Annotated in this window: 19 protein-coding genes; 9 read left to right on the top strand and 10 right to left on the bottom strand. The window is 59.6% G+C overall.

The genetic code is table 11. The features are described from left to right. Positions 1-120 precede the first annotated feature (120 nt). From WBG04_RS05025 to WBG04_RS05035, 3 genes are read left to right on the top strand one after another with little or no spacing between them, the layout of a single operon-like run. Positions 121-432 (top strand): hypothetical protein, encoded by a 312-nt coding sequence (locus tag WBG04_RS05025; protein WP_424313286.1) that lies wholly within the window; start codon positions 121-123, stop codon positions 430-432. Then, positions 429-1,295 carry an SDR family oxidoreductase gene (locus WBG04_RS05030; RefSeq protein WP_424313287.1) on the top strand — a complete coding sequence of 289 codons (867 nt, stop codon included), beginning with the start codon at positions 429-431 and terminating at the stop codon, positions 1,293-1,295. Before WBG04_RS05025 ends, WBG04_RS05030 begins: the two co-directional genes overlap by 4 nt. 37 nt (positions 1,296-1,332) lie before the next feature. Then, on the top strand, positions 1,333-1,950 hold the full coding sequence (locus WBG04_RS05035) for a hypothetical protein (RefSeq protein WP_424313288.1): 618 nt from the start codon (positions 1,333-1,335) through the stop codon (positions 1,948-1,950). Between the two features lie 81 nt (positions 1,951-2,031). Here the strand turns inward: WBG04_RS05035 and WBG04_RS05040 are convergent, their stop codons facing one another. Then, positions 2,032-2,526: a redoxin domain-containing protein gene (locus WBG04_RS05040; RefSeq protein WP_424313289.1), complete on the bottom strand. Its 495-nt coding sequence runs from the start codon at positions 2,524-2,526 to the stop codon at positions 2,032-2,034. Between the two features lie 76 nt (positions 2,527-2,602). On the opposite strand from WBG04_RS05040, the gene WBG04_RS05045 reads away from it, so the two are divergent. The 3 genes from WBG04_RS05045 (at position 2,603) to WBG04_RS05055 (ending at position 6,353) form a co-directional block, all read left to right on the top strand. After that, entirely contained in the window at positions 2,603-3,874 is a 1,272-nt protein-coding gene (locus WBG04_RS05045) for a valine--pyruvate transaminase (RefSeq protein ID WP_424313290.1), read from the top strand. A 389-nt stretch (positions 3,875-4,263) separates the two neighbouring features. Further along, on the top strand, positions 4,264-5,778 hold the full coding sequence (locus WBG04_RS05050) for a hypothetical protein (protein WP_424313291.1): 1,515 nt from the start codon (positions 4,264-4,266) through the stop codon (positions 5,776-5,778). A gap of 143 nt (positions 5,779-5,921) precedes the next feature. After that, a complete protein-coding gene (locus WBG04_RS05055) occupies positions 5,922-6,353 on the top strand; it encodes a helix-turn-helix domain-containing protein (RefSeq protein ID WP_424313292.1) in 432 nt (143 codons plus the stop codon). 176 nt (positions 6,354-6,529) lie between these two features. On the opposite strand, the gene WBG04_RS05060 is transcribed toward WBG04_RS05055, so the two are convergent. The 7 genes from WBG04_RS05060 to WBG04_RS05090 all read right to left on the bottom strand — a co-directional run bounded on the left by WBG04_RS05060 (position 6,530) and on the right by WBG04_RS05090 (position 12,417). Next, positions 6,530-6,844 carry a hypothetical protein gene (locus WBG04_RS05060; RefSeq protein ID WP_424313293.1) on the bottom strand — a complete coding sequence of 105 codons (315 nt, stop codon included), beginning with the start codon at positions 6,842-6,844 and terminating at the stop codon, positions 6,530-6,532. Positions 6,845-7,132: 288 nt separating this feature from the next. Further along, positions 7,133-7,762: a L,D-transpeptidase gene (locus tag WBG04_RS05065; protein WP_424313294.1), complete on the bottom strand. Its 630-nt coding sequence runs from the start codon at positions 7,760-7,762 to the stop codon at positions 7,133-7,135. Positions 7,763-7,928: 166 nt separating this feature from the next. Continuing rightward, a complete protein-coding gene (locus WBG04_RS05070) occupies positions 7,929-9,446 on the bottom strand; it encodes a ThuA domain-containing protein (RefSeq protein ID WP_424313295.1) in 1,518 nt (505 codons plus the stop codon). After that, the gene (locus WBG04_RS05075; RefSeq protein WP_424313296.1) at positions 9,443-10,168 is read right to left on the bottom strand and encodes a putative 4-mercaptohistidine N1-methyltransferase; all 726 of its coding nucleotides are present in this window, start codon (positions 10,166-10,168) and stop codon (positions 9,443-9,445) included. The genes WBG04_RS05070 and WBG04_RS05075 overlap by 4 nt, the downstream gene beginning before the upstream one ends. Positions 10,169-10,227: 59 nt before the next feature. Continuing rightward, on the bottom strand, positions 10,228-10,572 hold the full coding sequence (locus WBG04_RS05080; protein ID WP_424313297.1) for a cupin domain-containing protein: 345 nt from the start codon (positions 10,570-10,572) through the stop codon (positions 10,228-10,230). Positions 10,573-10,660: 88 nt separating this feature from the next. Next, positions 10,661-11,869 carry a hypothetical protein gene (locus tag WBG04_RS05085; protein ID WP_424313298.1) on the bottom strand — a complete coding sequence of 403 codons (1,209 nt, stop codon included), beginning with the start codon at positions 11,867-11,869 and terminating at the stop codon, positions 10,661-10,663. An 89-nt stretch (positions 11,870-11,958) separates the two neighbouring features. Next, positions 11,959-12,417 (bottom strand): bifunctional nuclease family protein, encoded by a 459-nt coding sequence (locus WBG04_RS05090; protein ID WP_424313299.1) that lies wholly within the window; start codon positions 12,415-12,417, stop codon positions 11,959-11,961. Positions 12,418-12,809: 392 nt separating this feature from the next. Between WBG04_RS05090 and recJ the strand changes: the two genes are divergently transcribed. Then, positions 12,810-14,507: a single-stranded-DNA-specific exonuclease RecJ gene (gene recJ, locus WBG04_RS05095; RefSeq protein ID WP_424313300.1), complete on the top strand. Its 1,698-nt coding sequence runs from the start codon at positions 12,810-12,812 to the stop codon at positions 14,505-14,507. A 69-nt stretch (positions 14,508-14,576) separates the two neighbouring features. On the opposite strand, the gene WBG04_RS05100 is transcribed toward recJ, so the two are convergent. Further along, positions 14,577-15,809 (bottom strand): LL-diaminopimelate aminotransferase, encoded by a 1,233-nt coding sequence (locus WBG04_RS05100; RefSeq protein WP_424313301.1) that lies wholly within the window; start codon positions 15,807-15,809, stop codon positions 14,577-14,579. A 106-nt stretch (positions 15,810-15,915) separates the two neighbouring features. On the opposite strand from WBG04_RS05100, the gene rsgA reads away from it, so the two are divergent. Beyond that, positions 15,916-17,034, top strand: a complete 1,119-nt coding sequence (rsgA, locus tag WBG04_RS05105) for a ribosome small subunit-dependent GTPase A (protein ID WP_424313302.1) — start codon at positions 15,916-15,918, stop codon at positions 17,032-17,034. A 151-nt stretch (positions 17,035-17,185) separates the two neighbouring features. Here rsgA and WBG04_RS05110 read toward each other — a convergent pair whose 3' ends face one another. Further along, positions 17,186-17,329 (bottom strand): hypothetical protein, encoded by a 144-nt coding sequence (locus tag WBG04_RS05110; protein WP_424313303.1) that lies wholly within the window; start codon positions 17,327-17,329, stop codon positions 17,186-17,188. Between the two features lie 403 nt (positions 17,330-17,732). On the opposite strand from WBG04_RS05110, the gene WBG04_RS05115 reads away from it, so the two are divergent. After that, positions 17,733-18,098 (top strand): rhodanese-like domain-containing protein, encoded by a 366-nt coding sequence (locus tag WBG04_RS05115; RefSeq protein WP_424313304.1) that lies wholly within the window; start codon positions 17,733-17,735, stop codon positions 18,096-18,098. The last annotated feature ends 148 nt before the right edge of the window (positions 18,099-18,246 follow it).

Below are 18,246 nucleotides of genomic sequence, written 5' to 3' on the forward strand. Positions count from 1 at the left end.
TGTCTGAGGAAAGTCGGCGGCAATGTAGCGAATGTTCTGTTAGCGAAAAGTCTGAAGTCTCGGCGGCGGGGTACCTGTTTCCGGTATTGTCGAATCCTTCGCTTCGGCTAGGGTGGAGGCATGAGAGAGATGATTGAAGAGGATGATCGTGACTGGACGGAGAACACGGCGTTGGCAGCTCCGGCGTTGCTTGGTGCGGCGGCGGGTCTGATTCTCGGTGAAGTCATGAATTCCAATGCCCGGCGCGGCTTTGCGATTGGTCTCGCGGCCCTTGGTGTGGTGGCGCTGGTGCCACTGACGGTTGGAGGCATCGTCAACAAGGTCAATGCTCCGCAGACCCGCCGCGGTGCTCGTCGCCGTCTGGAAGGGATCCGCAGGGCGGGAGGTAACGGTTTCGTTGAAAACGAGCTGCGCGAGAGCGGCGTGGTGTGAGGCTGGCAATCACCGGGACCCAAGGCCGGGTCGGACGCGCATTGGCAGATCGGCTCGGCAAAACTTTTGAGGTCCACGAGTTGGACCGGGGAAATTTTGACCTCTCGGCGCCGGATCTCGGCAAACGGTTGAGTCGTCTGGATTTCGACCTGCTGCTGCATCCCGCAGCGATGACGTCGCTGGAAGCCTGCGAGGATGATCCGGAGCTGGCGCGGCGCATCAATGCCGAAGCACCGGGTGAATTGGCGAAGGTCTGCCGTTTGAGCGGACGTGGGATGGTGCATTTCAGCACCGACTATGTGCTGGCGGGCGACGTGCCCGGTCTTCATGACGAGGATTTCCGCGTGGAGCCGATTTCGGTTTATGGAGAATCGAAGCTCGGGGGCGAGCGGCGGGTGCTGGATGAGGGCGGCTGTGTGATGCGGGTGTCGTGGGTCTTTGGCCCGGAGAGGCCAGCCTTTCCTGATCAGGTGATCACGCGGGCGCTTGCCGGTGAGCCCTTGATGGCGGTGGCGGACAAGACCTCTCTGCCGACTTTTACCCGGGATCTGGCGGAGTGGGTGGGAGCGGGGCTGGAAACGGGATTCCCGAACGACGTCCTACATGCCTGCAATGGAGGTGAGCCGGTCAGCTGGCACGGGATGGCTCTGGAGGTGGTGGAATGCCTGCTTGAGGAAGGTCGATTGAAAGTTCGACCGGTAGTCGAAACGCAGAAACTGGATGAGATTTCGGCTTTTCGTGCCGCTCGTCCACGGCACACGGCGATGGCCACGGGGAAGCTGTCGGACCTGATCGGGAGCCAGCCGAGGAATTGGCGGGAGGCCTTGCGGGAGTACGTCTTCGAGTGCTTGATAAGCCGTTGACCCCCACCGGGACGCGTGGCACGCTGTTAGCGTTTCCATGAACAGGCACTTATTGTATCTCCCTGCTGTTTCCCTGATTTTCGCTGCTTGCGGTGGGGGAGGCTCATTCAACACGGGTGGCTATGACCCGCTCGATGCCGCTGGAGGAGGCGGCCCGAATGTCGGGCTGGTCGACACCGGCATCCGACCTGGTACCTTTGTTAAGACCTCGATGAACAACGCGGCGTTCTTTAAGAGAAAGCCCGATGGCGATACGATTGCTGACAAGACGCTCCCAGCGAATACCCCGATGAAGGTGATTTCCGTCGAAGGGAGCTATGTGAAGGGCGAACTCGACAGCGGTGAAGTGGGTTACATTCTCTCCGTGCAGGTGATCGACCAGAATGCGAGTGCGGCTGGGGTCGCCCCTCTGGACGATTCTGCCGTTCAGGTCTGGCCTCCGGTGGATGGGGGGTATCCGTTGGTGGATCCGACCACGTCGGATGCGCCGGTGATTCCATCGGATATCGATCCTGACGCACCGGAACCGGTCATGCCAGAAATTCCAGCGCTGCCGGATGATGCGCCGACTCCGGGGCTTGGCGCCGAGCCTGCCCTTCCGCCCGTGCCAGAGGCACTAGGGGAAGAGGGGGAGGAAGAGGACGCCGCCGAGTAATCCGCACAAAAAAATCGCACGCCGGGATGGCGTGCGATCCGAAATGCCTCGCCTTCCGGCGGGGCGTTTTCATTGAAGGATTCAGGCGAGGCCCTTGAGGGTTTCCTTCACCTTGTCGAAATCGGGCAGGTCCTTCGGGTGGTCCTGGACTTCGGCGTAGCGGACGATGCCTTCCTTATCAATCACGAAGGCGGAGCGCTTCGCCACGCCACCCATGATTAGGTTGGCCTCGGGGAGGAACTGCTCGTAGGCAACTCCGTAGGCCTTGGCGACCTCGTGTTCGTAGTCGCTGAGAAGCGTGATGCTGATGCCTTCCTTCTCGGCCCAGGCCGCTTGTGCGAAAGGATTGTCGCCAGAAATTCCGATGACCTTGGCGTCGAGCGCTTCGTAGTCGGAGATGCCGGAGGAAATGTCGCAGAACTCGGTGGTGCAGACGCCGGTGAAGGCCATTGGCACGAAGAGCAGGACGAGATTCGATTTGCCGACCAGGTCGGAAAGTTTCACGAGTTCCGGGCCCTCAGCGCCTTTGGTTACAAGGGTGAAGTCGGGAGCTTTGTCGCCAGTATTGATAGCCATAATGATTTTTGAGGTCGTGGTTGGGGATTCGCTGTTCAACATAGGCACCTGACCCCGGAGGTCAACGGCACCTGTGATGATGGACTTCGAATTTTCCAAACTCGGCCAGGAATTGGCCTGTGGCAGCGGCATTGGCGAACTGATGGAGGACCTTGGTAATGCCTTGGCCAGTGGCGGCGACGAGATCCGGATGCTGGGTGGCGGGCAGCCGGCCCACATTCCCGAAGTCAATGCCCTGTGGCGTCGGAGAATGGAGGAGATTCTCGAAGAGCCCGGTGCCTTGGAGCGGATGCTGGCCAACTACGACCCACCCCAGGGGAACCCCGGCTTCATTCGGGCGCTGGCCGGAATGTGCCGGGATGAGTTTGGTTGGGACGTCGGCGATGAGCATTTTGCCGTCACGGCCGGCGGTCAGACGGCCTTCTTTTTCCTCTTCAATCTGCTGGCCGGCGACATGGCGGATGGCCGGAGGAAGAAGATCCTGCTGCCGCTGGTGCCGGAATACATCGGCTACGCCAATCAAGGGACTTGCGGTGACCTGTTCCGGGCCGTGCCGCCGCGGATCGAGAAGACCGGCGAGCATGAGTTCAAGTACCGGGTCAATTTTGACGAACTGAAAATCACGGATGACATCGCAGCGATCTGCGTCTCGCGCCCGACGAACCCGACCGGCAATGTGCTGACGGATGGAGAGATCGCCAAGCTGTCGGCCCTGGCGAAGAAGCATGGGATTCCCTTGATCATCGACAACGCCTACGGCGCGCCGTTTCCGAATATCATCTTCACGGAAGCGAATCCGGTTTGGGACGAGCACATCATCCTGACACTGAGTCTTTCAAAAATCGGCCTGCCCGGTACGCGGACGGGCATCGTGGTGGCGCATCCGAAGATCGCCAAAGCGGTGGCGGAGATGAGTTCGGTGGTGGGTCTTTCAAATCCGAATATCGGTCAGGCGATCGCGACACCGCTGATCGAGAGTGGAGAAATCCTGCGTCTGGCCAGGGAAACGGTGCAGCCGTTCTACGTCGAGAAGTCGCGGCTGGCGCAGGAATGGGTGAAGGAGAGTTTTGGGAAAAAATTTGAATACTACATTCACCGTAGTGAAGGAGCGCTTTTCCTGTGGCTGTGGTTTCCCGGCCTGCCCATCACTTCGAAGGAGCTTTACGAACGCCTGAAAAAGCGCGGTGTGCTGATCATTTCTGGCCACTATTTCTTTTTCGGTCTCGAAGATGATGGCTGGGCGCACCGTCACGAGTGCCTGCGCATGACCTTCACCATGGACGAGCGTACGGTGAGAGAGGGGATAGCGGCGATTGGGGACGAAGTGGAGAGGGCTTTTAAGGGCTGAAGGCTGTGGACTGCGGCAGCCCTGCTGCCGCTGTTTCCGTGGGACAGCCTGCTGTCCACGCCCTGCGGAGAAAGGGCAGCCTGTCCGCCGGCGCGCTTCATGCGAAGGAAGGGTTCCCGCCCTGCCGAAGCCCCCCTCAGGGTTTGGCCTCCTCCCAACCTCGTCAACGGAGCGCGTTCATCCTGAACGCTTCGGCAGTGGACATCCTGTCCATACGCACAAGCCTTGCAGCGCTGCTTTTTGGTAATGAAAACCTTGACTGACCCCTTTTTTACCTTTTTTAAATCAGAAGTCAAACCGATGACTGCCGACTGTCTTGGGTAGCAGTGGGACCCACCCCATTTCCCTGCTTGCCATGCGCCCGTTTCCGCTCTTGGCTTGCGAGCATCATGGTTCGTCTTCTCACTCCCCGGTTGGCCGTGCTCTTGTTTTTGCCTGCCACAGGTGATCATGCGGAAGGCCAGCCCGTGAGCGTCGCAAACTCCGGCTTCGAACAGCCCGCCCTGGCCGATGGGGTGTTTGTCACCTCTCAACCTGGCTGGACCGGTGGATATTACGACCCGCTCCAACCCGGCGTCTGGATCGACCAAGCGCTGTCGGCCTCCGACACCGGGGTGTGGAATCCGGACGCCGTGGACGGATTTACCGCCGGAGCCTTCGCCGGGGAAAACACCGGCTATGCCCTGTCAACCCGGAATGAGGATGTGGGTCTGGCGCAGGTAATGAATGAGACTCTGGCACCGAACACCCGCTACGAGCTGCGGGTCCGCGTCGGCAACTCCTTCTACAACGAATCCGACCTGACTGCTGCCGCGCGGCTTGAACTCCTGGCGGGAGGAATCCTGCTTGCGGCGAAGTCCCGGTCCTCACCGTCGGCGGGGGCATGGGCGGAGCATCAGTTGGTCTATCATTCCGGATCCTCTCCGGGTCAGCTGGGCGAAGCTATGGAGATCCGGCTGATCGCGACCGCTTTCTCCGATGGATTGGGCAGGAGCGGATACGAGGTCGATTTCGACGAAGTGTCGCTCGAGGCCACTCCATCTCCGGATCCTCGGACCGATCTGCCGATTGGCAACGGAAGCTTCGAGGAACCGCCGCTTGTTGACGATGACTCTGAATCAGTTCAACCGGCCTGGACCGAGGGCAGATACCTCCCGGAAGATCCGGATACATGGGTCGTTGAACCGCGAATCGGGGCGACCGGCACTTGGAATCCGGACAGCTTCGACGGTTACCCCAGCGGCTTGGTGCCGGATGGAAACAACGCCGGCTATGCCCTCACGAGACCACAATACGACGCCGGTATTGAGCAAGTGCTTTCCAGCGTTCTCGAGCCCTCGACGGAATACGCCTTAAAGGTGCGGGTTGGGTATCCGCGCACCAATCCGCTTCCCGGAGCCGGCTTCCGAATTGAGCTGCGGCCGGGATCCGAGCTTCTGGTCCAATCGACCGGAGAAGCTCCGGCTCCCGGCGGCTGGGAGGAAAAGGAGGTGCGTTTCGTCTCCGTACCCGCTCACACCGCGCTCGGCGAACCGCTCGCGATCCGCCTGGTAGCGGTCGATCATCCGGACACCCGCAGCTATGAGGTGGACTTCGATGACGTCCGATTGACCAAGCAGCCGGCTGGAGTTTCGTCCCTCAGAGTCACCGAGATTGAACCCAAGGGTCCGAACATCATCCTGACCTGGGAGTCCCGAGCGGATCAGGTGTACGCCATCCGCTATAGCACCGGTCTCTCCGGCTTTGTCCTGCTGCCCGGGTTCGATGCCATTTCCTCCGAGGACGACGAGCGGCCGGCCGAGGGCGGGCGGTTCACCGTCACGATTCCCGACCCACTCCTCACTCCGGAAAATCCCGAGCGCGACGGAAGCCTCTTCCTCATCGTGGAAGAGTTGACGCCCTAAACGCTGTTGGAGTGGTCGGGTTTACCCACTAGGAAATGACGAACGTGGGGCGGATGGTATGAACCGAGCACATCGGTAACCCATTGACCGGAGGCATGGGTGACACGTCAGGGAGGTGAATGCCCTGGGAAACCGAGTCACCAATGGAACAGAGAATACGATTTGCGAGCCTTGCGGAGAGCGGGCGGTTTGAAGTCAAGGAGCTGTGTGCGAGCTTTGGGATTTCACGAAAGACGGGCCACAAGTGGTTGGCGCGATACCGGGCTGAAGGGTCGAAGGGATTGGCGGATCGGAGCAGCGCGCCGAAGTGCGTGGCGAACCGGACCGGGGCGGAAGTCGAACGGTTGATTGTCAGCCATAAGCGGCTTCATCCGAGCTGGGGGCCGAAGAAGCTCAGATGGGTTCTTGAGACGAAGTACGGCCTGGAAAGGCAGCCTGCGGTGAGCACCGTGGGTGAGGTTCTCAAGCGGAATGGACTGGTCAAGGCGCGGAAGCGGCGGGGAGGGCTGTTTGCCGTCGAGCGGGGCACGCTGACAGCTTCCCGCTGGGCGACGGGGAGCGTTGCGATCCGCTGACGGGGAGCGATCTTTTCAGCCGCTTCCTGCTTAAGGCCGAGGCGATGCCGGACCTGAGAGTGCGCTGGACACAAGACGCCTTCCGGTCGCTGTTCCGCAACTACCAAGTGTCACCCATGTCTCCGGTCAATGTGTTACCCATGGGTTGGTTCGGACCCCCGGTGAGGGGGTTGCGGCTAGTCCTCGATCTTTCGTCCGAGCCTGATGACGGCGTCGATGCGGCGATTGATCCCGGTGGCATGCCACTGAACCACTGCGAAAACCGTCACGCAGAGGATGGTATTGCTCATCGTTGGAGAGAGATCCAACAGGCTGACGGCGATGAAGACTGCGAGGAACAGGAATCCCGAGAGCCATCGGCCACGATAGCCTGAGGCGTGATCGAGAAGCAACTTGCGATCTCTTTCCGTGGCGAGAACGGTCTGTGCGTAGGCTTCCAGTTGCTGCTCATCGAGCTGCTCGACCTCGTCCTTATCAAGCAAGGGTTTCATGGGTGGCCATCGTTTCATGAGAAACGATCCATGGCCATGAAATCCCCCCAAGGGGGTCGTGAATCAGGTTCGGAACCCCAGACAAACGCCGATTCAATCCGCAAGCCGTCGAAGGCTTTTTGGGTCTGAACACCTTCTCCTCCTCGCACCGCGTGGGGCGAACTCCGGCGCTTTTGCCCTCTGACTGCGTGGTTCCTCAGTCGTTGGTCCCGACCAACTCCTTCGTCACGCCTTGCCAGCAGACAAAATGACTCGCAGCGGCGGCCCGCTTCTGTAATCAGCGCATTCCTAATTGAAGTTCCACATTTTGCCCTGCTCCTGGTCCGCGAAGACCTTGCTGCTCTTCATGTAGCTGTCGGGAGGATTGGGAAGCGGACTATCGTCGAGGCGGGGCAGTTTGGCGCCGATGGTGGAGTCCCATGGCTGCGAGCTGGCGACGATCACGGGAGTGCCGACACGTGTCATGTCGAAGACCTTGCGGGCGGATTTCAGCGGCATGCGCACGCAGCCGTGGGTGGAGGGGTAAGGTTTCACAAAGCCCCAGTGCATGCCGTAGGCCGGGCTGTAGAAGGACATCCAGTAAGTCATGGGATAGCCGGCGCCGGGATTGCTTTGGCGGCGGCGGTGGCGGGTCTTCGAGGTGATCCGGTGAGTTCCCTTTGGGGTCGGATTGGCACTGGTGCCGACGCCGACGGGTGTTGCGAGCAGCACCTCGTTCCCTTCAGTGACGTAGAGCTTCCCGGCGCCGGTGCTGATGTGGACTTTGACGGCGGAAGGATTACTCGGTTTTTTGGCAGGTGGATCAAATGAGAAGGCGGTACCGGAGGTGCCGCCCGAACTGACGTTGCTGCAGGAGCTGAAGAGAATGGCGGCACCGCCAAGGGCGATGGTGGCGAGAATGCGGAGTGGTTTGTTCATGGAAGATCCGGTCGTAATCTGGGGAGTATTATTTACCAGAAAGCTCAGGGTGCAATCCCGGAGATGATTTGAATACCCGAACTGACTCTTGGAAAAGGCACGCTGATCCGCAGGGATCGGGCCTCTTTGGCTGGTCCGCGCCGAGAGAAGGAGATCGGGCCAATGGTTAATCGAGCGTGCCGGCGGACCAGAGGATCCCGCGGGTCAGGAGGTCGAGGAAGATCTTGTTTTCAAAAGCCTCGTTGGTGTGGCCGTAGGTGGTTCCGAAGACGCGGGCACCGTGAAAGTCGTTGGTCCAGATGACGGGGAATTCCTTCCCGGTCTTTTCGCTGGCCGAGGTGGCGAGGACGGTGGCGCTTGGCCAGGTTTTCTCAATGATGTAGAGTTCATCCATGGGTGTCACCCAGTCGGCGGGAACCCCTTTCATGATCGGGTGCTCGGGCTTCACGGTCTTCACCGGATAGCGGCTCTGGTGCTCGTGCTTGCGGCTGGTGACGCCGAGCAATTCACGCCAGTCATCGATCTTGGCACCGCGGTAGGTATGCATCGCGCAGTGGACGACGACGGCCGGGGTGCCTCCTTTGTGCGCTGCGGTGATCTTTCGGATGTAATCCGCGTCGGTGGTGTTTGCGAAGCATGCGTTGTGGACCACGACGTCGTAGGGCTTGGCCCAGTCGGGGTCGTTGTAGAGCGGATTTTGGAAGTCCTTTTTCTCGCCGCCTTCAAGCACCACGGTCCAATCGATCTTGGCGTCTGCGAATGCGTGGGAGGTGAGGGAGGCGGCTTGAAATTGGTAGTCATGGCAGCATCCTCCGGTGACGAGCAGGGCTTTGACGGGAGCAGGCTCTTCCTTCGCTGCGGTCTCCTTCTTGAACATCTTGTGGATCGCGGAGACGGGCATGCAGTTTTTGACGACCATTTGAAGGGGTCCGGTGGGCTTGCCCTTTTCAGTGCTGTAGTAGATCGGTTTGGTGGAGGACACGATGCCGACGACCTCGTTGTCTGGATTAAGGACCGGGCCGCCTGATGAACCTTTCGCGTAGTCGGCGGTGATCATCATGTTGATGATCTTTTTCTTTTTGTGAGCTCCGACGTGGTAGCGGGCGACTTCCCCGAAAGTCTGGGTGTAGAACATGCGGGCGGGGTGACTGATGACCCGAACCGGCGTGCCGACATCGGCTGGTTTGCCGAGGGGGAGCGGGCTGAAGCCTTCTCCATCGACGCGGAAAATGGCGATGTCCTGGGCCGGGTCGGCAGCGACGACTTCGGTGATCGGCCATGCCTTGCCGCGGCGGTCGGTCACTCCCATGACCGTGCCTTTGGCTTTCTCGAGCACGTGGTGGTTGGTGACCATCAGGCCGTCGGCGGAGAGGCACCAGGCGGTGGCAATGCCGGAGATGTGCCACTTGTCGCATTTGTCGCATTTGTAGACGGCACCAATGAGGAAGACGGCATCCGCTGGGTCCTCCGGGGCGGCGCTTACGAGTGGGGGCGCTTCGCAGTGAGTCGGGCAATCGTTGACGGCCTTGGCGAGGTATTCGCCGCTGCGGTGGTTCTCATGTTCCGAGAGCGCTCCGACATTGACGCTGAAGGCATCCTCGAGTGCGGGGTCATTGATGAGAACGGGCGCTGCTGTGGTGACCTTCAGGGAGCAGAGAAGTAGAAGTAGGTAGAAGCTTTTCATCGGCGTTTCCATTGGCTGAGTTGGGAGCTGGTCCATTGGAACTTCCTCGCGGTTTCGCGGATGAGGAAGGGTTCGTCCTTGGTGAGGACCAGATCGAAGTCTGAAGAGAGGTGGTCTTTCAACCAGTCAATTGTGGCAGCTTTCGGCCAGTTCTCCGGAGGGGTGAACTCGCCGAGCCAGGTGCAGGGGGTGGCGATGATGAGCTCGCCGCCGGGAGAAACGAGTACGGGCAGGCGCTTGAGGAGCTTTTCGGGCTCGGGCAGGCGGCAGAGGAGATTGGCAGCGTGGACCCGGTCGAACTGACCGAGGTCGGCGCGCAGGTGCATGGCGTCGCCCTGCTCGAAAGATACTCCTGATGGGTCGACGCCATCGGGGAGGTGGGCTTTCAGCTTGGTGCTGAGGTGAGCCTCGTCGAGGCGGGTGTAGTCAAGCGGGCCCTTGGCGATGGCGGCAGCGGCATTGACGAAAGCGTGCGAGTAATCGATGCCGACGACTTCGCGGCAAGTACGAGACATTTCGTAGCTCGATCGCCCGACCGCGCAGCCGAGGTCGAGGGCGCGTTCGGACGTGCTGGAAAAATGAGTTTGGGTGCGGACGGCGAAGTCGAGTGCTTCGCGCATGCCCGGTGGGGCGCCGGGAGGGAGGATTTCTTCGGCGCTGCCGTAGTGGAAGAGCAGGTATTCGGAAACGAGCTTGTCGGTTTCGTAGAGGTTGTCGGGCATGGTTAGAAGGGTTGGCGGACCGGGCCGGTCCGCGCACGGCCTGCGGCGGGCCGCCGCAGCTACGCGTCGTAGAAGAAGTCGTTGTCGTCGTGTTTGGGAATCGGGAGGTTGATGACCTTCAGCTTGCCGATGGCGCGGTGGCGGCAGCCGGGCTTGATCATGACGGCGCTAAGGGGTTTCACCGGGACCAATTCGCCGTCGAGTTCAAGATGGCCTTCGCCTTCGAGGACCAGATAGATCTCGGTGGTTTTCTTGTGATAGTGGGTGGTGGGTTCGTCACGGACTTCGAGATAGTGTGCGGAGGCAGGGGCATCCGCTTGATCGACGAAGGCCCGGCGGGTGGTTCCGCAGCAGCAGTCAATCGGCGGAAGGTCGGTGAAGTCGACGTGGTGGTAGCGTTTCATGAGTCTCCATTACACCGGAAAAAGCGAAACCCGATCAAGGATTTGATCGGGTTTCTCTGAGCGAAAAAATTGGAGTGAAGGCTGGATGTCAATCCCGAGCGGAGGCGAGGGCGTCCATGATGTAGCGGGATGGACGGAAATTCTCGATGATCACTTCCTGTTGGTCACCACGCTTCATGCGGACTTCCTTGACGTTGAAGTTGGGAGTCTTGTGAGGCGCGAAGAGGATGTCGTCGTGGGTCGAATTCTCGTGCTTCTTGAACATGTCGGGAACGATGTCGCCTCCGAGATGGTCGTCGCGTCCGGTGGCGAGGTGGCAGGTTCCGAGGACTTTTTCGTCCTGGATATCCGAGTAGGAAACGGGAAGCACCTGAGTGCCGAATCCGAGTTCGCCAAGGGTGCCGGTCATCGGGTCGTCCTGAAGACGCGCGTTGTGGGTGTCGATCGTGGCCTGACTGCCTTCGATCAATTCGGACTTGATGATGTTGCGATTTTCCACGGTGAGGACGCCGAGAGTGCCGTCTTCATACTTCATCGGGAAGTGGCCACGGGCGTCGCTTGGGACGAAGTAGACTTCTCCTGCGGGTAGATTGGCGATGTCGGGTTTCTCGCCCTTGCACAGGCCATGGGACTTCTGCGCTTCCTGGGCGTCGAGTCCGAGCCAGGCGGTGAGGATGCGTCCGTCTTCGAGGGCGAAGTCGATTTCAACCTCATCGGCCTTGGTCATGGCGAGGCGGATGCGCTCGGCATCGGCAGAGACTTCGTTGTAATCGACGGTCAGGCCTGAGTTGAGAATGACGTCATTGACGCCATGCATGGTTGCTCCGCGGAACCCGAATTCCTTGCATTTGGCGGTCAGCGGAGCGGTGGCGGAAAAGGTCGAGATGCAGAGGATGATGTCGTAGTTCGGATAGATGTCCGCATCGAGCGAAAGTTGTTTGCCGTTGGTATCCCAGACCTCATCTTCGAGATCGAGATTGGAGCCCCGGGTCGTTTTGTAGGCGAACATTTCACCGCCACTCATGCCGAGGGCTTCCATGGCGCCTTGGTGAAGCGTCTGGTAGAAGGCTTCATGTGCTTTCTTCTGAACGGGGAATCCGCTTTCCGTGAGGTAATTGAAGTCCTTGATGAGCTCGGCCGGCTCGTCGAAATCCGTAAGAATACAGATTCGGCAACCTCTGGTGGGTTCGAAGACGTTGCCAAGAAGACGAACGAGATCGAATTTTGGGAAGTCGCGTTTCTCGGGGTTGAGAAGGACTTCCTCCGAAAGGTAGGTGGGCAGCTGGGATGTGATCATGGTATTTGGAACAGTCGACCGTATGAAGGAGTGCCGAAGGCGCAAGGGGCCTTTTTGTAATTGGTGGCTGGGAGAATTCGCATGGGTGATTATTCCCCGCCGAGCTCCATTCCTTTGTCCCGCATTTCTTCGAGGACGGGGGACATGTCCTGAAGGCTTTCCCACAGGTCCTTGACCGCGTAGATCGGGCACTTCGCGCGGACGGCGAGGGCGATGCAGTCGGAGGGGCGGGCGTCGAGTTCGACGATTTTACGCTCCATGATCTCGTTCTCGGCCTCGAGAATCAGGCGGGCGTAGTAAACTTCCTCTTCGACGGCGATGATGACCGCCCGGGAAAGCTTGGCGCCGAAGCCCTCCATTGCACTGAGAAACAAGTCGTGAGTCAGGGGGCGGGGTGGCGTCTGGCCGGCCATGGAAGCGTTGATGGAAGCGCCGATCGCGATATCGATGTAGAAGACGATGACTTTTTTACCATCGCCGAGGAAGACCGCGCAGCCTGCAGGCGTGGGCAGCAGGGCGACGGGTTCGACACGGACGAGATCAGGCATTGGACGATGATCGTGCGGAAGGCCGAGATGCTCAACGGTGAAATTCAGATGCTTGTCGCAGGGCCATCAAGCTGGGGAGAAATCGGCTGCTGCGGAGTGTTTTTGGACCAAGAGGGTTAGGATTTTGGAGTCATTGTCCTCAGACCATGGCGAAGTTTGGAACCCAATTCCGATGCTGAAGGTGATGATCTTCGGATTTTCAGGGTCTTCATCCAATCTATCCTATCCATTCTGGTCCGATTCTTCCCGAACTCGATGGCCCTTGGACTTGTCGAGAGTGGTCGCTTCGCGCGCGGTGTCTGGGAGGGCTTTGGCGATTTGAGGTCATGGAAAGAAGGTCCGCGAGTTGCGGGCTTGTCGGTGTCATCAGCTCGACTAGGGTGTCTCAACTGATGCGATCCCTGCCGACTCGTTGGATTCTCCGCGGCGCGCCTTTCCAATCCGACGGAAACGGCGAAAGTGGGGATTTCCCTGCGATTTTGAAGCATTTGATCCTTCAGCGGGGGCTTCCGGCGGGTGATGAGCTTGAGACTTTTTTGCGGCCGCGCCTGAAAGACCTGGGAGATCCTTTTGAAATCGGGGAGATGAAGGAAGCGGTCGATCGAATTCTTCTGGCGGCTGATCGCGGCGAGAAAGTGGTGATCTATGGCGACTACGATGTGGATGGCGTCAGTTCGATTGCGGTGACCCGCCAGGTGCTTCGGGCGTATGGTTTGGAGCCTCGGTCGTTCATTCCCAAGCGAAGTTCAGAAGGTTACGGGTTGAGTAGCGCGGCCATCGCGCGGATGACGAGTGAAGGCGAGAAGCCGGACCTTTTGATCGCGGTGGACTGTGGCACGGCCTCGGTCGATGAGATTGCGGCGCTGAGGAAGGATGGCATCGATGTGATCGTAGTGGACCACCATGAACCCGGGCCGAAGGGACGGCCGGACGTGGTGGCGCTGGTCAATCCGAAGTGCGGGGGCGGCCCGGCTTATCTCTGCGCGGCTGGAGTCTGCTTCAAGCTGGGGCATGCCTTGCTCAAGACGCGGCCGCGGGAGGGTTTTGATCTCAAGGAGTTGCTTGAATTGGTCTCGGTGGCGACAATTGCCGACATCGTTCCGATGTTGGGCGAGAACCGGCTGCTGGTGAGGCACGGACTCAAGCGCCTGCCGAATACTTTGAATCCGGGGCTGAAAGCGCTTCAGGAAGTGGCCGGCATGAATGGTCGGGCGACCTCGATGGATGTGGGATTCCGACTGGGCCCGCGTCTGAATGCCGCGGGTCGGATGGACGTGCCCGAGGATGCCCTGGCGACCCTGCTGACCGATTGCCGGCGCAAGGCGCACGAGCTCGCCGAGCGTCTCGAGGGCTACAACCGCCGTCGTCAGGCTCACGAAGTGCAAATTCGCAAGGAAGCTTTGGCGATGTTGAATGAAACCTTTGATCCCAAGCGAGATCCGGTGATCGTGCTTGGTTCGCGGAGCTGGCATCCCGGAGTGGTCGGAATTGTGGCTTCACGCCTGATGCGCCAATTTAACAAGCCGACTTTCATCATCGCGATCGATGAGAACGGTGTCGGTAAAGGCAGTGGTCGGAGTATCGAAGGGGTGTCGCTGGTCGAAGCAATCAACGCTTCCCGGCAACATCTGCTTGCGGGCGGTGGTCACGACATGGCGGCAGGCATTTCCGTGGAGGAGGACAAGCTGGATGTTTTCCGGAAAGAGTTTGGCGAGTTTGTGCTGAAGGCGACCGACGAGGAGCAGCGGCAGCCGCGTTTGTATGTGGATGCGGAGATTCCCTTCTCGGATCTGTCGCTGGAGTTCCTCAAGGAGTACGAGTTGCTGCAACCTTTCGGGAACAGCAACCCGCAGCCGATTTTCATGTCGCGCGAGGTGAATTTAAGTCGTCCGCCGGTGCACATGAAGAACCAGCATCTGCGTCTGCACTTGCGGCAGGGCTATCACGAGCAGGATGCGGTTTACTTTGGAGGGGGCGAAGTGGCTTTGCCGGACCCGCCGTGGGACATCGCGTTTACGATCGATCGGAACCACTTCCGCGGTCGGACGAGTCTGCAGGTGATCATTCAGGGGGTGCGAGCGGCGGAGTAGGGAGGTCAGACACTCTTGTCTGACGAAGCCACCTCAAGACTCCGCGTCCGACTGGAGTGTCTGAGCTCCTTACGCGAACGCTGCTGCGATCCGCTTGCAGACTTCCTCGACGTTGGCGAGGGAGTTGAAGGCGGAGATGCGAAAGTAGCCTTCGCCGGCGGAGCCGAAGCCGGCACCGGGGGTGATGACGACGTTCGCTTCGGTGAGCATTTTGTCGAACATGTCCCATGAGCTGACGCCTGCCGGGCAAGCAACCCAGACGTAGGGGGCGTTCTCGCCGCCGAAGACGGTCAGGCCGGCGTTTTGGCAGGCTTCGCGGAGGAGTTTGGCGTTGGCCATGTAGCCTTCGATCAGGGCGGCGACCTGGGCTTTTCCTTCCGGGGAAAAGACGGCGGCGGCACCCTTTTGGACGGGGTAGGAGGCGCCGTTGAACTTGGTCGAATGACGGCGGCTCCAGAGTTGATGAAGCGGGACGCGGGTGCCGTCGGGCGTGCTGCCGGTGACGGTCTTCGGGATCACGGTGTAGGCGCAACGCACGCCGGTGAAGCCACCATTTTTCGAGAAGGATCGGAATTCAATGCAGCAGTCGTGGGCACCTTCGATCTCGAAAATGGAGTGCGGGATCTCCGGGTCCTGGATAAAGGCTTCGTAGGCGGCGTCGAAGAGGATGATCGAGTCGTTGGCCTTGGCGTAGTCGACCCAGGCCTTGAGCTGTTCGCGGGTGGCGACGGTGCCGGTCGGGTTGTTCGGGAAACAGAGGTAGATGAGGTCGACCTTTTCCTTGGGAAGATCGGCGACGAAGCCGTTCTCGGCGGTGCAGGGGAGGTAGACGAGGCCTTCGTAGGCACCGTTGGCATCGCCTTCGCCGGTGTTGCCGGCCATGACGTTGGTGTCGACGTAGACGGGGTAGACGGGGTCGGTCACGGCGATGGTGTTTCCTTCGCCAAAGATATCGAGGATGTTGCCGGAGTCGCACTTGGAGCCATCGGAGATAAAAACCTCATCGGCGGAAATGCCGAGATCGGCGAACTGGTTTTCGACGATGGCGGTGCGGAGGAATTCGTATCCTTGTTCCGGGCCGTAGCCTTTGAAAGTGGCGCGGTCGCCTTGTTCGTCGACGCCGTCGTGCATCGCCTGGCGGACGGCTTCGGGGAGCGGCTCGGTGACATCGCCGATGCCGCAGCGGATCAACTTGGCGGCGCCGTCGGGATTGGCATCGGTAAAGGCTTTCACCCGGCGACCGATTTCAGGGAAAAGGTAGCCGGCTTTGAGTTTGAGGAAGTTTGCGTTGATCGAGGCCATGTCGGCCGGACGTTTAGCGGTGCTTTTCGCCCGGGGCAAGCCCGGGAGGCGGAGGAATGAGTGCTGGGTCGACAGATTGCCCGCATCGACCTACACTCCGGGCCGAATGACGTTGGCCGAGCTCGGATGGAATGACGATTTCGAGCGGGAATTTGAACCGCATCGGGCGCGTGGCTGGGTGCCAGCGCGCCTGATCCGCGAAACGCCGATCAATTACAGCGCTTTCATCATCGATGAGGAGGGTGAGCTGGAGGAGCTTGATCTGGTCCTCGGCGGGAAGGTCTGGCACGATGCGGTGAATGATGCCGAGCTGCCGGCGGTCGGGGACTGGGTGGCGATCGAATATGGAAATGAAGACGTTGATCACGTCATCCGTGCGCGGCTTTCGCGGCGTTCGTGCTTTTCGCGGAAGATGCCGGGAAAGACGACCGAGGAGCAGGTGATCGGGACGAATGTGGATGTGGTGACGGTGGTGACCGACCCCGGACCGGATCACAATCCGCGCCGGATGGAGCGCTATTTCACCTTGATCGGACGAAGCGGCGCGAAGGCGGTGGTGCTGATGAACAAGAGCGACGCGTTCCCGGAGCAGCAGTGCAAAGATGCGGCGCAGGATTTGAGAGAGCTTTGTCCGGAAGCGGATATCCACATCACCAGCGCGTTGAAGGGTGATGGACTTGAGATTCTCAAGTCCTATCTCACTCCGGGAACTACGATGTGTATCGTAGGTTCAAGTGGTGTCGGGAAATCGACATTGGTCAACAAGCTCTACGGCGACGACTGGCAATGGGTGAGTGAGGTGAACGACGTCACCGGCAAGGGGCGGCACACGACGACGACCCGTGAGCTGGTGCCCCTGACAGGTGGCGGGATGCTGATTGACAACCCGGGCATGCGGGAGATCCAGATGTGGACCGATGAGAAGACCCTGCGCGACAGCTTTTCAGACGTTGAGGAGATCGCCTCACGCTGCAAGTTCCACGACTGCAAGCACGGCACCGACAAGGGCTGTGCGATTCGTGCGGCGGTGGAGGATGGGGAACTGGATGTCGAGAGACTGGAGAGTTTTCTGAAGCTCGATGACGAGATCGAGGAGCTTGCTCGCCGCGCGAAGAAACGTCAGATGACGACCGAGCGTCGGGCGAAGCGGAATACGAGGATCAAGGCGCGGAACCTCAATGATCGGATTGAGTGGGAGCGCGAGCAGCGTGGGGAGTGGCGGTGAATTCTGGCTAAAGGTGAAGAGAATCTGAATGGATCTGAATGGCAATCTCATGTCCCAAAGGGACAAAATCCCGAAGCCCGGGGTTGCAGGGCTACCCCGGGATGGGTGTGCCGTGGTTTTTCTACTCCGAAGGAGTTGTGTCCCTAAAGGGCTAGTCCCAAACGTATCGCTCGTCGTCGTCGATCCGGTGCTTCCGAAGCATGATGCGAAATTCGTCTTGGAAGCTGAGCTTGCGGTGATGAGTTTCCTGATTGGCAATGGATTCTTCGACAGTGCCGAGATTGGACGGGCTCACCGGGAGGACTCCGTAACCCGCCTGCCAGGCAAAGCTCTCCAAAGCGGGGTCTTGCGACGGAGGTCCGGGTTCTTTGGAAAAGGTCGGCGATCCTTGGTGGAGAAAACCAGATGGAGGTAGACGGCTGCGAGCGATTGGGGCATCGGGAGTGGGCCGGGATGCAACGCCTTTGGCGCAGGGATTCTTCTGATGGCCCACCTGGGGTAGCTCGTGCCTCGCAACCCCAGGCTTTGGGATGGGTGTCCCGTTGGGACGGAAGACTTCAAGCGATGATCAAGCGAGGGGTGATGCCCAATTTTGAATGAGCGGATCGAGTGGGAACGTGAGCGGCGCGGGGAGTGGCGTTGAGTTCGACCCTCGACGGCGTTTGCCATGAGCGGCTGCTGAGTGTAGGGTCACGTTCATGAAAATCATTTCCACATGGCTGGCACTGATGGGATTCGCTTTTGCCGAGGTATCGGTGGTGAAGGTCGAAGAGGCGGAGAAGCTGATCTCGGAGAAAATTCAACTGCTCGATGTGCGGACGGAGGAGGAGTGGAATGGCGGCCACATCGAAGGCGCGATCCGGGTGGACTACCTGGAGAAGGGATTTGCGGAAAAGGTGGTGAAGGCGCTCGACCCGAAGAAGCCCGTCCTGGTCTACTGTCGGAGTAGCGGTCGTAGCGGTAAGGCTTCCAAGGTCATGGAAAAACTCGGATTTGCCGAGATCAAGGACCTCAAGGGCGGGATTCTCGCTTGGGAAAAGGCGGGAAAAAAGGTGGTCAAATAAACACTGTCACCCCCGTCTTCTATCTTGATTCCTTAAGAAATCCTAAGTATTTCCTTCTCCGCGCATGGCGGTGAAGAGGAAAAAGGTCACTTTGGGATCGAAGACGGCGAACACTCGTCGGCGCAAGCGGCCGTCCTTTTCGGAAGCC

The sequence above is a fragment of the Haloferula sp. genome, from assembly GCF_049672945.1.
Classification (GTDB): Bacteria; Verrucomicrobiota; Verrucomicrobiia; order Verrucomicrobiales; family Akkermansiaceae; genus Haloferula.

What these genes read in the sequence shown, in the direction of transcription:
- WBG04_RS05025 (WP_424313286.1), top strand. Translation starts at nt 121, where the DNA reads ATGAGAGAGATGATTGAAGAGGATGATCGTGACTGGACGGAGAACACG.
- WBG04_RS05035 (WP_424313288.1), top strand. Translation starts at nt 1,333, where the DNA reads ATGAACAGGCACTTATTGTATCTCCCTGCTGTTTCCCTGATTTTCGCT.
- WBG04_RS05040 (WP_424313289.1), bottom strand. Translation starts at nt 2,526, where the DNA reads ATGGCTATCAATACTGGCGACAAAGCTCCCGACTTCACCCTTGTAACC.
- WBG04_RS05045 (WP_424313290.1), top strand. Translation starts at nt 2,603, where the DNA reads ATGATGGACTTCGAATTTTCCAAACTCGGCCAGGAATTGGCCTGTGGC.
- WBG04_RS05050 (WP_424313291.1), top strand. Translation starts at nt 4,264, where the DNA reads ATGGTTCGTCTTCTCACTCCCCGGTTGGCCGTGCTCTTGTTTTTGCCT.
- WBG04_RS05055 (WP_424313292.1), top strand. Translation starts at nt 5,922, where the DNA reads ATGGAACAGAGAATACGATTTGCGAGCCTTGCGGAGAGCGGGCGGTTT.
- WBG04_RS05060 (WP_424313293.1), bottom strand. Translation starts at nt 6,844, where the DNA reads ATGAAACCCTTGCTTGATAAGGACGAGGTCGAGCAGCTCGATGAGCAG.
- WBG04_RS05065 (WP_424313294.1), bottom strand. Translation starts at nt 7,762, where the DNA reads ATGAACAAACCACTCCGCATTCTCGCCACCATCGCCCTTGGCGGTGCC.
- WBG04_RS05070 (WP_424313295.1), bottom strand. Translation starts at nt 9,446, where the DNA reads ATGAAAAGCTTCTACCTACTTCTACTTCTCTGCTCCCTGAAGGTCACC.
- WBG04_RS05075 (WP_424313296.1), bottom strand. Translation starts at nt 10,168, where the DNA reads ATGCCCGACAACCTCTACGAAACCGACAAGCTCGTTTCCGAATACCTG.
- WBG04_RS05080 (WP_424313297.1), bottom strand. Translation starts at nt 10,572, where the DNA reads ATGAAACGCTACCACCACGTCGACTTCACCGACCTTCCGCCGATTGAC.
- WBG04_RS05085 (WP_424313298.1), bottom strand. Translation starts at nt 11,869, where the DNA reads ATGATCACATCCCAGCTGCCCACCTACCTTTCGGAGGAAGTCCTTCTC.
- WBG04_RS05090 (WP_424313299.1), bottom strand. Translation starts at nt 12,417, where the DNA reads ATGCCTGATCTCGTCCGTGTCGAACCCGTCGCCCTGCTGCCCACGCCT.
- recJ (WP_424313300.1), top strand. Translation starts at nt 12,810, where the DNA reads ATGCGATCCCTGCCGACTCGTTGGATTCTCCGCGGCGCGCCTTTCCAA.
- WBG04_RS05100 (WP_424313301.1), bottom strand. Translation starts at nt 15,809, where the DNA reads ATGGCCTCGATCAACGCAAACTTCCTCAAACTCAAAGCCGGCTACCTT.
- rsgA (WP_424313302.1), top strand. Translation starts at nt 15,916, where the DNA reads ATGACGTTGGCCGAGCTCGGATGGAATGACGATTTCGAGCGGGAATTT.
- WBG04_RS05115 (WP_424313304.1), top strand. Translation starts at nt 17,733, where the DNA reads ATGAAAATCATTTCCACATGGCTGGCACTGATGGGATTCGCTTTTGCC.